The sequence below is a fragment of the Micromonospora sp. SCSIO 07396 genome (assembly GCF_053667945.1).
The window spans coordinates 6,761,458-6,774,891 of the sequence record NZ_CM132210.1 but is presented as its reverse complement, the minus strand read 5'-3'; the positions used below and the strand labels follow the sequence as shown (position 1 = coordinate 6,774,891).

General features: G+C 66.5%; 8 protein-coding genes and 1 pseudogene. 2 read left to right on the top strand and 7 right to left on the bottom strand.

From position 1 onward, the window contains the following. Positions 1 to 206: 206 nt before the first annotated feature. From ACWCHM_RS29965 to ACWCHM_RS29935, 7 genes and pseudogenes are all read right to left on the bottom strand, one after another. A pseudogene (locus ACWCHM_RS29965) lies at positions 207 to 653 on the bottom strand (DNRLRE domain-containing protein); the annotation flags it as partial. Between the two features lie 1,085 nt (positions 654 to 1,738). Then, positions 1,739 to 4,819, bottom strand: coding sequence for a DNRLRE domain-containing protein (locus ACWCHM_RS29960; protein ID WP_454223217.1), 3,081 nt, complete (start codon positions 4,817 to 4,819; stop codon positions 1,739 to 1,741). A gap of 768 nt (positions 4,820 to 5,587) precedes the next feature. Then, positions 5,588 to 6,733, bottom strand: coding sequence for a DUF4238 domain-containing protein (locus tag ACWCHM_RS29955; protein WP_454220758.1), 1,146 nt, complete (start codon positions 6,731 to 6,733; stop codon positions 5,588 to 5,590). A gap of 178 nt (positions 6,734 to 6,911) precedes the next feature. Further along, positions 6,912 to 8,084, bottom strand: coding sequence for a hypothetical protein (locus tag ACWCHM_RS29950; RefSeq protein ID WP_454220756.1), 1,173 nt, complete (start codon positions 8,082 to 8,084; stop codon positions 6,912 to 6,914). A gap of 95 nt (positions 8,085 to 8,179) precedes the next feature. After that, positions 8,180 to 8,779, bottom strand: coding sequence for a hypothetical protein (locus ACWCHM_RS29945; protein ID WP_454220754.1), 600 nt, complete (start codon positions 8,777 to 8,779; stop codon positions 8,180 to 8,182). Further along, on the bottom strand, positions 8,710 to 9,270 hold the full coding sequence (locus ACWCHM_RS29940) for a hypothetical protein (RefSeq protein WP_454220752.1): 561 nt from the start codon (positions 9,268 to 9,270) through the stop codon (positions 8,710 to 8,712). The genes ACWCHM_RS29945 and ACWCHM_RS29940 overlap by 70 nt, the downstream gene beginning before the upstream one ends. Then, positions 9,267 to 10,265 (bottom strand): hypothetical protein, encoded by a 999-nt coding sequence (locus ACWCHM_RS29935; protein ID WP_454220750.1) that lies wholly within the window; start codon positions 10,263 to 10,265, stop codon positions 9,267 to 9,269. The genes ACWCHM_RS29940 and ACWCHM_RS29935 overlap by 4 nt, the downstream gene beginning before the upstream one ends. A 509-nt stretch (positions 10,266 to 10,774) precedes the next feature. On the opposite strand from ACWCHM_RS29935, the gene ACWCHM_RS29930 reads away from it, so the two are divergent. Both ACWCHM_RS29930 and ACWCHM_RS29925 read left to right on the top strand, forming a co-directional pair. Then, positions 10,775 to 12,367 carry an ATP-dependent nuclease gene (locus tag ACWCHM_RS29930; protein ID WP_454220748.1) on the top strand — a complete coding sequence of 531 codons (1,593 nt, stop codon included), beginning with the start codon at positions 10,775 to 10,777 and terminating at the stop codon, positions 12,365 to 12,367. Next, complete coding sequence (locus ACWCHM_RS29925; protein WP_454220746.1) at positions 12,351 to 13,409, top strand: UvrD-helicase domain-containing protein; 1,059 nt, start codon at positions 12,351 to 12,353, stop codon at positions 13,407 to 13,409. The genes ACWCHM_RS29930 and ACWCHM_RS29925 overlap by 17 nt, the downstream gene beginning before the upstream one ends. The last annotated feature ends 25 nt before the right edge of the window (positions 13,410 to 13,434 follow it).

The window sequence follows — 13,434 nt, the reverse complement described above, 5'->3', positions numbered from 1 at the left end:
AGCTCGCCCCGAACGTTCTCCGTGGCCGCCGACGAGTGGTCGGGGTCGCGTAGGTAGAAGAAGAGTGTCGGCGGGTCGCTGACGTACGGCCGGCTGGTGCCGCTCACGCACTGCCCGCCTGGGGACATGGTCAGCTCGGACTGCTTGGGCTGCAGGGGCACCCTGTTGTAGTTGACCGACAGAATGGCGTTGCCACAGAACCGTTTCCACGCCGTGTGGTCGGTTTCGCTGGCGGCCCTCAGGCCGAAGGTGGTCGTGGACCATCCCTTGGCCACGGCCTCCTTAACCGCGGCCGTCGCGGTGAACGCGACGTTCTGGTTGGTTGATGTGCACGAACTCTGGGTCGCGGTGGGTGACTTCGTCTGCTGGAGCACGCTCATGGCAGGCTGGTTATTCCAGTTGGTTCCCGAGCCGATGGCGGCGCCGGCCCGGTACAAGGACACCCCCTTGGCGGACCCGTCGTAGGTGTGCGTCATCGTGACCGCGAACTCGGCGCTGAGGATCGTCTTGCCCGCGTATGGGGTGGGCAGAGCGTGGAAGAGCCGCTTTACCCCGGCGCCGTTGCAGTAACCCGAGGAAACTGGACACTCGCCGACTCCCTGGTCGCCGGAGAACTTGTAGTACTCCTCGTTCGGATAGCCGCTGGCCACCATGGCCCAGGCCGAATTACGCGTGTCCTGCCAAATCGGATCAACGTATACCGGCCAGCGGGTCGCCGGGTCAGAGAGCATCCCCCGGTCCGGGACAACGGTGATGCTGTCCGCGTCCAGGCTCACCCCGACCTCGGTCCGCCGGGCCGAGGCTGGGGCCTCGTCGATGGCAGCCGCCCGGGTCGGGTCGACGGAGCGGCCAGGACTTTCCGCAGCCGGTGTGCCCGCCGACGTTCCGGAGTCCCACATCATTGGTGTAGCCGACTCGAGCACGGAACCGCCCGTGACAGTGTCAAGGGCGGACAAACCTCCATCAGCCCGCTTCGCGACGGTCAGACCCTCGGTTCGCAGGCCGAAGTCCAGCTCGGTCAGCCTGGGATTACGGGCCGCCGTAGCGTTCTTGACGACGAGAATGTGCGAGAACCCGCTGACGCTTGCCTTGACGACGAGGTCGACCCCGGGCATGACCTCGGGATACGTCGCGCTGTCGCCCTCCAGAATCGGCGCCGGCAGATCTCCCGGCCAGTCCAGGACCAGCTTCCGGCCGGCCCGCTCGACCTGGGCGAGTGGCGTGTCACCACCACCGGAGAACTCGAGCGCGATGGTGGTCGCCGCAGGGCGGACCAACCCGTCGGCACCCCTGACCAGCCGGGCATCGACCGGCACCCAACGGCCGGCCCGTGCCACCCGGACAGGCTGCGCATGTGACACGGAGGTGAGAGTGCCGTTGGGGTTGGCGTAGGTTTCACGCGCCTCACCCCGCATCACGCCGATCTCGACGCGCTGCCCGGTCGCCCGCGCTGCGGTAACCGCCTCGGCCTCGGTGTGACGGCTCGGCCCCCCGCTGGCTGCAGGTGACATCGGCGGCGGTGCCACCAGCGGCGGTTGCGGTGTCGTGACCACCATGTGGGTGGCGAACAGCCCAGCCAGGCCGGCCATCAAACCGATCGGTCGCGGCCAACCTCCCCCGCGGATAGGGTTCTTCACTGCCTGGTCCTTCCCGGATCATTGTTGGGGCTCATCGGACTCATCACCCGATCCCTGCCTCGTCGATCGGCCGTGGTTCCCTGGTCCGTAGCCGGCCTTGGTCAGTTCACCGCCGCACCGAAGGCGACCTCGTCGGCCGGCAGGCCGCCCTGGCCGGGCGTCCAGGTCTGAGCCGGAGTCGCCGATCCGGCGGCTAGGCTCGTCCAGGGGAACCCGTGGACGGCCGGGTCTCCGTAGGGGGTGCCCACGTAGAGGCGTTGCGTGTTGCCGGCGAGCGAGACGCCAACCAGTTCCTGCGCCCGGGCCAGGCCGGGCAGGCTCGACGAGGATCTCCCGATGGTGACTGGGGTGCCGATCGAGGCGGCCAGCGCCGGGAAGATCCGGACCCGACCGGAGTCGGGTACCGAGCCTGCGTCCTCGCCGGGTGCGCCCACCGCGATGAACATCGTTTGGGTGGTCGCCTCGCTGGCCGGCGCGGTATTCACCACGAGTACCTGCTCGCCCAGGTAGTCGCCGTCCTCGGAGGTGTACGAGACGGCGGGCAGTTCGGTGAACGTGTTGCCGGTGGTGACGTGGAAGCGCATCAGCAGGCCTGCATCCGATACGGACGTGTCGTCAGCGAGCGTTAGGTCCTCACCCGGTACGCCGACCACCACCAGCGAGTCCACCTGACCAGCCGGCGCACCAGCCGGGCGGTACGGGGCAATCGAGATCGACTTGCCGAAGTTGTCGTTGGCCTCGGCGGTGTTGGACACGTTCGCCGCGTCTTGTTCCAGGCTGGCGGCCACGGTGGGCAGACTCGAAGTGAGCGTGTGGCTGAACACGTGCACCGCGCCGGCGAACACCTCGGTGCCGATCGCCTCACCCGGTGAGCTGACCGCCCAGTGGTGGGTCGAAGCCGCCACCGCGTACCCGGTCCGGTCGTCGGTTTCTGCCACGCCAGGGATGCCACCGCCCTGGGTCATCGCAAGGTTCAGGGTGCCCCGGATGTAGTGCACCATCCCGGCGTCGATCGCGGTGCCGATGTCCTCACCGGGGACACCTATCACCAGGTACGCCCCGCCGACGGCGGTGTGCGACGCGGCGATCGAGTAGCCGAACCAGTCCTCCGCCTCGGGCGCGTCCGGTGTGCTGCCGACGCCCTGGTGATGGGTCACCGAGGCGGGCCCCTTCGCCAGGCCGGCGGGGGTGCCGATCAGCACGTACACGACCCCGACATCGGCCAGTCCGTTCAGGTCCTTGTAGGGCACTCCGACGGCGAGGTCGGTGCAGCCGTCGTTGTTGGCGTCGTAGCTGGCCATCGACGTGCCGAAGCCGTTGCCGGCCTCCGCCCCGCCGGCGACCTGGGCGTTGCCCTCGTGCAGGGTCTGTACCGTCCCGATGCCGCCGTAGCTGATGTGGATCTGCCCGGCCTTCTCCTGCCCGTTCACTGTGGCCTCCGGGTCGGCGATCGCGACATCGGTCATGCCGTCGCCGTTGAAGTCGCTGACCGCACCCGCGGTGCAGCCGGGGACCGGCGGGACGGTGACGTAGACGGTCATTTCGCAGAACGACGACCAGGGATCGCTGCCGGCGACACCGTCGGCTGCCTTCACCCGCCACTTGTAACTGCCGCCCTCGGCGAACACCCCGGTGGGCACGGTGACCGTGGCCGTAGAACCGGAGGCGACTCCCGTCGAGGCGACCGATCCGATCGCCGCGATGCCGTCAAGCGCCCACCACTCGAAGGTGACCGTCATCGCGGTCCCGTCCCCGTCGGTGACGGTAGCCTTCAGTTGTGGGGTGAGGGTGTTGACCAGCGGCCGGCCGGATCCAGTCACGCAGGCGGTGGCCGGGACGGTCGCCCGCGAGGTGATGGTCGGCCAGGAGTTGTAGGTCACCGAGGCCTTCGGGTCCTCGGTGGCGTTTGCGCCCTCGCGGGACCGGAACTGCTTGAACCCCGTGGTCGCTGTCTCGTCGGTGGCCCGCACGCCCATTCCGGCCCTGGTCTTGTTCGCGGTCGCAGCCCGCTGGAAGAAGCCCTTGCCGTCGATGGTCGCCCAGCCGTCGGCGCAGTTGGTCGAGCCCAGCGTGGCCGTCGACCTTGCCTCGAGGTAGTCCCACGACGGTTGGTTGGTAAACGTCGTGGTGTAGGTCGACGTGCCGGCGGTCCAGATCTCCCACGATGTCGGCGTGCAGGTGTCCGACCAGAAGTTCCAGAACGAAACCGTAGCCGCGTTGATCTGCTTCCCGGCGAGCAGCGTCGTGTCCCAGGTCAGGAACGAGCGGGCCAGAGTCGCCGGGGTGGTTGCCAGCAACCCGATCTGAAGATCCGGTTCCTGGTTCTTATCTGTGGTGACCGACTTCCGGACGTAGGTGTCGAACGTCGTCGTCAGCGGGATGACGGTCGGATCGATGGTCACCGGGTACGTGGTCGACGCGCTCAGCAGCCAACTCCGGTCCGGGGTCAGGATCAGTTCGACCGTGCGGCCGGTACTCGTCACCCGGGTGCGGACCGGCTTCTCGGTAGCAGGGCCACCGGTGGCGGCTCGCTTCGCGTCCCACATCAGCGGCGCAGGAATCCGGGCGGTCTTCTCGCCGGCCCGGTCGGAGATCACGATCATCCCGTTCCCGCTGTGCGCCGCGCTGGCCACCCCGGGACCGGTGAAAGGGAAGGTGAGGGTTTCTATCTGCGCGGCGGCCTTCCTGGTCTTGACCACCAGTAGCTGCTCAAAGCCCGTCCGGGTCGCCTCAACGACCAGATCCACACCCGGGCGGACGTCCACATAGATGGCTTGGTTTCCTGCCAACACCGGTGTCGGCAGCATCCCCGACCAACCCATCGCCACCCGGCCGGCGCCAAGACCTACAGCGGCCAACTCGTGCACGCCGGCGCCAGCCCGACCAGAGATCCGCAGGTCGTTCGGGTGCGCCTTCGGGGCGACCGAGCCGTCCTGCCGGACCTGCAGCGTCAGATCCACCGGAACCCAGTCCCCGTCCCGGCGGTACCGTTGCACGCCCGCCGCGATGTCAGCCCGGAACTGCCCGTCGGGCAGGGCATACACCTCGGTCGTCTCCGACGTGAGACTCCCGACTTGCACCGGCCTGCCGGTTTCGCGGGCGGCCCGGTGGGACATCGCCTCATCGGAACGGACCCCGCCATCACCCGTCACGCCATCCGAGCGCCCAGCGAGAACGGCCAGCGGTTCACCCGATATACCCAGTAATGCGACCGCCATCACTACGGCAGTAGCTGCCGTTAGACGTGACCGGGCGGTGGCAGTCTTCCGACGTGCCACGAATCCCTCCCCCGTTTAAGTAACTGAACAGTGACTGTAGGGAGTTGGCAACTTTAAGCACAAGAAATCTCACTTTAAGTGACCTCGATCGGACTATAGAAACACTGCAAAATTGGACAAAAGCACGGACCGGAAGCCGCAGCGATCAACACCCCGGCAACCTCCGAGCCCTACGGATCACGGAGGCGCGTTCCTTCGACTGGGGGAGCACCACCTCGTCTCGTTCCCGCGCGCCGCGGGTGGCCGCAGACGGCAATACGACGAGCTGCGGCTGCTGTCGGAGGCGAGCACCCGGATGAGCGCGCCAGCTACACCGTGCCGGCGATCGGCATCCGGTTGTGTTCTTGCAGGTCCAAGCGGCGCGGACGGATTTGATTCCTGTTCATCGACGGGCGAGTGGCTTCCGCACCTCGGGTCTGGTTCGCGTGCGTAGCAGCTCGTCCGCGTCAGTTCCCCGACATCCGAGCAGCCACGGAGCAGCCACGATCGTCGCCCGCGCCGCCCTTGGTGTTCCGGGCACCGGTGCCAGCGGCGGCCCACCTACCTGCCGCGATGAGCGGAAGTTCCCTTCGGTCACGGGATCGGCAGGCCGCTGCCAGGCCGCGTTTGGAAGCGTCGCTGAGCGGCGTCTTAGCTGCTCTCCCGAGGACGACTTGGACGTCGTGGCTCTCCTCAGCGACCGCGGCGGCCCAACAGCTCGGGTTGTCGAGGTTCGGGTGGCTGTTGCAGCTCACGGGCGAAGGTCGTGCCGCCGTCGCAGGCTTGGACGATGGGCCCGGGTTCGGGAAGTTCCATGTCGGTGAACGTGGGGTGGGCGGGGTGGGCAGCTACCCATTGGTAGGCATGGGTGAGGAGCCGGGAGTTCACGTCGTTCGCGAGGGCGACGGCCGCTTCACCGCGCAGGGGGCGGTGTGGTTCGACGTCGGCGCCGCCGGGTGGGCCGATGACGAGCAACGCTCGTGGTGTGAGCGGGAGAGCTACCTCGTGGGCCTGGGCCACACCCGGCCGGGTGGGGTACACGTGGACGATGTCGGCGTTGCGGGCGCGGCTTCTGCTGGGCTTACGTGCGTCCTTCTTTCGACGTCGCTGCGCCTTAGCGCAGCTCGGCAGGTGCTGGACGTGGCTGACGTCGCCGCGGGTGCCTAGGATCACCGGCTCGTCGCAGGTGATGAATAGCGGTTGGTCGATCGTGATGAGCGTCGCTGGCCGGCCGAAGAACGCTTGTGCGACTTTGGGGGCGTTCTTGGTCAGGTAGTCGAGGTGCAGGTTCGGGTCCGGAACCACCCGCACCTCGGTGATCCCGCGGATGTCCGGCCGCGACGAGCGGATGAGGTAGTCGCCCATCAACTCGACCTCACGACGGTGTCGGGGCGTGCGCAGCAGTTGGAAGCCGATGAAGACGCTCAGGTGCAGTGATTCCTCTGGCGTGAGCGGTCGCGGTGTCCGGAAGGGGTCGAGGATGCGGTCGATGACCGAGGTGGCGCCGTCCTCGATCACGCTGAGGATCCGTTCGAGCCGTCCGTCGCGCTCACCGTCGAGGTTGATGAAGGTGTAGAAGTCGCGGATCGCGCCTACGTCTTTGATGTTGCGCAGGCTCGCCCGTCCTGTGAGGCGGTCACGGACACGGATTTGGCCTGCGGTGGAGAAGCGTTCGAGATAGCGGCGCGAGACGGTGTGGTGCCGGCTGCCGACCATCGGCACCGGCGAGGTCGTGTCCCACCACTGCTGGATCTCGTCGAGGATGCTCGGATCCGAGTCGATCATGTCGTCGACCCAGCACCGCCACGGATCGTCATCCCACCTGTTGTCGCCGGCCATCGCCCCTTCTCACCGCGGCCCATTGGCCGTCATCTCGATGATCCGCCCCGCGTCCGACACTGTCGAACCCGTTCGCCGCCAGGTGCCTTGGCGCTGCGCGCAGTAGCGGCTTTCAGGTGGTATCCGTCTGTCACAGTCCGCGGGCAGACTCCAAGAGACCACCAGGCACGCGCGGCTGTCAGCTCAGGACGTCGGCACCGAGCCTGACGAACTTGATTTCGTCCAGGCCTCGGGGATCCACGTTGCCGCGGTCGGTCAACTCCCGAAGGATCAGAGTTCGCAAGACGGCGCGGAGTTGGGAAGCGCTCAGACGTGGCTTCTCGCCGGTAGGTCGGTCCGCGGCCATAACGGTGGAGAAAACGTCACCGGTGAACGAGATTGGCCGCTTGCCCGCGTGCAGGAACTCAGACCGCAGCGCGTACGCGGTCTTGAATGCCGCCTTGACGACCGTCGGGTCGCCGGCGAACATGGCTCCGCGGGGCTGCGGATCAGACCAGGAACCCTCCCGTGGTCGAGCGCTCATCGCATCCACGCCCCACGTGTAGGAGCGCATCGGCTCCTGCCAGAAACCGGCCGGAAGCCGCGTCATGGCGTACGTCGCGAAGGTTTCCGCCAGCTTGATGTGCTTGTCCTTCATCAGGCGGGCACGCAACGCCGCAGCCTGGGCCTCGGTGAAGTCCTGGCGGGCCATGAACTTCTCCCAACTCGCCGACTCGTCCCAGGCCGCCCACTCCGTCGGGGGACTGCCGAAGTGCTGCGCCAGGCACTCGATACCCCCAACCATCAGCGCGTACGCGCCAACAAGATCGCGCGTGGTCAGCAGCGAGGCGCAGTAGTGCATGTGGATCGCCGCGCTGAGGGCCCGCAGGTCGTCGTCGGCGAGGCTGGTGAGTCGGGCTACCGCGTCGCGGAACGCCGCATCGACCTGCGGCCAGTCGGGCATGGGCGCACCGAGATTGGTATCCACCGCCCCGGCCAGCGGCAGCGCGACGGAATGCTCCTGACCCTCGACCCTCGCCATGACCTCCGGGACAACCTGGCAGCGACGGTCGGTCACCAAGGTCAGCAGGGCGCCGAACATCGCGTCCCGGCCGACGACGTCGAACTGCTCCGACGGTGAAGCCGCGCGCAGGTAGTGCAGGACCGTCACCGACTGGATGTGCTCACCCGGAACCTCCAGCAAGCCCTGACCGTCTGCGGCCAACAGCCCGTCCCCGTCCGCGGGCACTATCCCGGGGTGGATCATCCGCTGGAACTCGAAGGTAGGCGGCGTTCCCGGCGGGAGTTCCCGCAGGCCATCGGCCCATTCCTTCAGCCGCGCAGCGCCGGTCGGGTCCTTATCGTCAAGCACTCCCACGCGTCCCCCCGAAGGTCAACTCGCCACGGAGTAACCATCGTCGCGGTGTACGGGTCCGGCGGACAAGCCGAATACTGCCCGCGCCGCGTCTATCGCTCTTCGCCTTCACCGGTCGCACGAGGAATCCGGGGTTGGTCGCTGTTGGCGGTGGGGAGGGTGGGCGCGCGGCGGGTTCGGTGTCGTCGCAGGGCTTCGCGCATCGTGGAGATGCAGGCCCCTCGGGCGGCATCGATCTGATCTCGGGGATAGCGGACCTGCAGGTTCATGTCGGCGTCCGTGGTGAGCAGAGGCTGTTCCCACGCTTGCCGCATTTGCCCTCCAGCTTGAATCTTGGTGGCGCGGACGAGCGCGGCGTAGCTGGCGGCGACCTCGGGTGCCTCGATCTGCAGGAGTGCCTGGTGATACGCCAGCCGGGACTGGATCTTGCTGACCTCGTCGGTGAGGTCGTAGCGGGCTTCGGGGGTGTCTCGGCGGCGGCGGATCCGGTACGGCATCTCTGCGTAGTCCTCGACGGCGTTGAGGGCTTCGGCGAACGCCTTGGCCTGCCGTTCCCGGCGGGCCGCGCGCTGGTTGAGCGTGTAGGTGACGGAGGCGGAGACGACGCCACCAAGGATCGCGATCATCGCGACGATGACGACCGTCGTCTGCGCGACCGTCCAGCCGCTCTGCGCGGCTTGGGCGTAGACCACCTGCTGTCACCTCCCTGGGTTCGAAGAAGCCCGTGGGGTGCGTCATCGAGCAGCCAGACCCCGTCGTTCTGGCGCCAGTAGTTCTCGAGGAACAGGTGCTGGCGGGTCAGCTCGACGAGTTCGAGCAGCCCCTTGTCGTGTGTCCACCGCCGCTGCGGCGGGTCCAGGGGCATCCACATGCACAACGCCCCGTCGGGCATGCGGTGCTTGGAGGTCGCGCCCGGCTTGGCGAAGACCCGGGGATAATCCTGCGGGGGCAGCCCGTACGTGTCGTACGGCGGCAGCTTGTGGAAGCGGATCGTCACGTCAACCGGCTCCGGGTCGCCAACTACCTCCAGCGCCTCGACGCGGTAGACGAGGATTTCACACTCCCTGCGGTAGCAGGCCGGCTCGAAGAGGTACTGGTGGGACAGGGTGGGCCCCAGCCGGCGCCGGGCAGCGGCTTCCAGCGGGACGCACCATGACGCTCGCCGGCCGTACCAGTCGGTCACCGGGGTGACCACGCTCGCGCCGGAGTGTCCGGCCTCGGGACAAGCAGGCTGGCGGCTGACGTGCCGGTGGTCAGCAGCGCCTGCTCGGCCATCTGCGCGCCCTGGTCGCTGTCAGCGACCACGTGCGGCAGCACGCTGTGCAAGGCGTGCTGAGCGAGAGCGTGCCGGCCGGTCTGCTCGTGCTCGATGGCCGCGGCCACCTTGTCCCGCGCCAGCCCCAGCCGCCAGGCCGCACCCTCGCGGGTCATCCCGGACGGCAGCTTGATCTTCCCCGCGACACCCGCCGGGTCCTCGGTGAGCCCGGCGGCCATCTCGTCCGCGGCGTACGTGAAGAACTCCTGCAGCGCCTGCAGCAGGGGTCGCTTCTGATCCGCGATGCACCCCAGGGCCAACGCCTTGATGTTCCACGAGCACAACGGCTTGCCGTGGTGGGCACGCCAGTGCTTGAGCAGACGCACGGTGCGGGCGAACACGTTGCCGGTGTCCTCGTTGGCCTGCAGGACCAGCTCGGTGTGCTTCTCCGGATGCGCCCGGTCCCACCTGGCCGCGATCGTGGTGTTCGGGATCCACAACCCCTTCTCCGGGTGGTCCAAGGCCACGATCACGTCGGCGGTGAAGTCCGTCTCGGGGGTGACCGGAGCGCCGAACCGCACCAGCACGGACCGCTTTTGACCCTCGACGGTGACCGTCAGGTTGTCGAACTCGTCCTTCAGGTGCTCGCGGATCGCGTCGCGGGCCTGCTCCATCAGCGGCAACGGCCCCGTGGCGTCCGGCCCGTACCCGGCCACGTCGACCACGACGCCGAGGTCGACGTCGGTCAGCGGCGTGTTGGCGTCGCCGTGCGCAACGGATCCGTTGATGTAGGTGCGGGCACCAGGGAACGCGTCGAGCAACGCCGAACCCAGCAGCCCTCGCCGTCTGCGGGCCTCACGCAGTTCCTCCAGCGTGACCTCGAGGGTCTTGCGGCCCTCCTCAAGCTGGTCCTCCAACAACATCGGGTCCTCCTCTCAGCCGGAGTTCGGCCGTGGCGGTACCCCACAGGCACAGCACGAGGGAGGCGCCGGGGTAGCGAAGCTCGCTCGGCGGCGACATCATCTGCCGCCGGCAACCTTCACCGGGTATGTTCTGGGTGCGAATCAAGAAACGGCCCCGTCGCCGCGTCGCCCCCCCGTGCGCCAGTGGCTGCGGGGTCTTCTGATCACCGCCAGCCTAACCGGCACCCCGGACACTTCCCCGCTACGGCGACGCGGGCGACCATCGCCTCGTGAACTGGACCAGCCCATGATGGGCCTCATGCAGCGGCGTGGGTCGGCGAAGTGACCATGTTCGCCGCCACGTTCCGGTCGGATCGCACCCCCTGACCGGCTACAACCATGGTCAGCTAAGCGACAGCGGGGTGGTGCTCGGTACCCCGTCAGCCATCATCGACACGAACCGTACGTGAGGAGGCGGCCTTGGCCAATTCGTACCAGGCAGAACAGCCACGCGACTTCTACGGCCACGCATGCTGAAGAAGATCACGATCAAGAACTACAAAGTGTTCCGGAATTTCACGCTGGACCTTAACCCCGGCGTGAACGTGATCGTCGGCGACAACGACGCAGGCAAGTCGAACCTTCTAGAGGCCATCAATCTTGCGTTGACCGGCAGGCTACGCGGAAATCCGGCGGCTGCGGAACTGTCGCCGTTCCTGATTAATCTGCAAGCCACCCGTGAGTACGTAGCCGCGCTGCGCGCACGCGGCCCGGCAGAGCCACCGGAAATCCTGATCGAGCTCTATTTCGACGACGCCGACAACTTGGCCTCACTCAGAGGCGCGAACAATTCGCTGCGGGAGTTCACTCCTGGCGTCAAGATTCGGATTGCCTTCAACCTCGACTTCATCGATGAATACGCCACGTACATCGCCGAACCAGGCCGCATCGCCTGGGTGCCGACGGAGTACTACCAGGTCCACTGGACCAACTTCGCCGGCGAGGCCATTACGGCGCGCGGGGTTCCGGCAACCGCAACGCTGATCGACGCCACCGCGATCCGACTTCCGAACGGGGCGGATGCCTACCTGCAGTCGATTATCGCTGACTCCCTGGGGCCCCGCCAGCGGGTCGAGCTGTCGCTGGCCTACCGCAGTCTGCGGGAAGCCTTCGGCGACATCGCAGCAGTCAAGGAGATCAACACCAGACTTGCCGGGGAGCGCGGCGAGATCAGCGATCGTGAGCTCACGCTCTCCATCGACATCTCCCAACGGGCAGGCTGGGAGCGCAGCCTCGTACCACATCTCGACGAACTGCCCTTTCCCTATGTCGGCAAGGGCGAGCAGAGTTCACTCAAGATCCTCTTGGCGTTGACCGAGAAAATCGCCGACACGCACGTCGTGCTCATCGAGGAGCCGGAGAACCACCTCTCGTTCTCGTCACTCAATCAGCTGGTGCACAAGATTAACGAGAAGTGCGCTGGCAAGCAGGTCCTCGCGACCACTCACAGCGCCTTCATCCTCAACAAGCTCGGCCTCGACGAGCTAATCTTGCTAACCAACACTGGCGGACAGCGCATCACCGACCTGCGCAGGGATACCGTCGACTACTTCAAGAAGCTCTCCGGCTACGACACCCTGCGTCTAGTCTTGGCTAAACGCGCAATCCTGGTGGAAGGGCCCTCGGACGAACTGATCCTGACGCGCGCGTACCTCGATGAACATGGACGCGAACCCATCGCCGACGGCGTCGACATCATCAACGTCCGTGGCCTGTCGGCCGCCCGTTTCCTGGACCTCGCTGTGCCACTGGCCAAGCCCGTCGCCGTCGTTAACGACAACGACGGCGACGCCGCCAAGATGCGTCAGCGCTACGCGGAGTTCGCCGGATACGACTTCATCTCCATTCACGTCGGCACCGGCGACGCCAAGACTCTGGAGCCCCAGATACTGGACGCCAACGGTCTCGCTCGCCTCAACGAGATCCTCGGCAAGAACTTCGCGACCGACGAAGAGTTGCTCACCCACATGACGGCCAACAAGACTGGCTGGGCGCTCACAGTCTTCGAGTCCGAGCAGACCATCGCCATGCCGGAATACATCCGCGATGCCGTCCGCCGGTAACCGCGCGGTGATCGCTGCCGCCGGGTCACGTAAGACCCAGCTGATCATCGACGCCGCGCTCGCCGACCCATCGCAGCGCGTACTCATCACCACCTACACCCAGGAGAACCTCGCCCAGATCCGCCGGCGCCTGGTCGAGGTCACGGGAATTATTCCAGCCCACATCACCACCGTCACCTGGTTTCAATTCCTGATTCGTCAGGGCGCGAAGCCGTTCCAGGCCTGCGTCACAGGGCGGATTGACCACATCCGGTCGCTCAACTTCAACGGCCAGCGGCCACGGTTCGCCCGCCGCGACAAGCCTCACGCGTACTACTTCGACCGCAACGGCGACATGTACCGCGATGGAGTCTCCGACTTTGTCTGCTGCGCCGACAGTGCCTCCGACGGCGCCGTCATTCGCCGACTGGAAGCAATGTACGACCACATTTACATCGACGAGTTCCAAGACCTTGTGGGTCACGACCTCGACTTTGTCGACAAGCTCTTCGGGTCAAGGATGAGCGTCACCGTCGTGGGCGATCCCCGCCAGCACACCTTCGCCACAAACAACGGATCCCGCAACAAAAAGTACCGCGGCGCTGGCATTCTGGACTGGCTCCAGCATCGACGAGCGGTATGCGCGGTGGAAATGCGTACTGAAAGCTGGCGCTGCCACCAACTCATCTGCGACTGGTCCGACCGTCTTTACCCCCATATGCCAGCCACAATCTCCCGCAATGCTGCTGAGACGGGACACGACGGCATGTTCAAGATCGCCGAAGATGCCGTGCCCGCCTATGTGGCGAAATATTTCCCTCAAGTGCTTCGTGACTGGGTCAAGACCCCAACGCTCGGACTAACAGCCCTCAATATCGGTGTCTCCAAGGGCAGCACCTACGACCGCGTGTTGATCTTCCCCACCAAGCCGATGCTCAGCTATCTACGGACGGCCGATCTCTCAGCCCTCAAAGCACCCGACCGGCTCTACGTTGCCGTCACGCGAGCCAGGCACAGCGTCGCCTTCGTGGTCAAGGCAGAGGAAGCCGACTACTGGATCTAACTTGATCTTTAACCTGTGCGGCGCG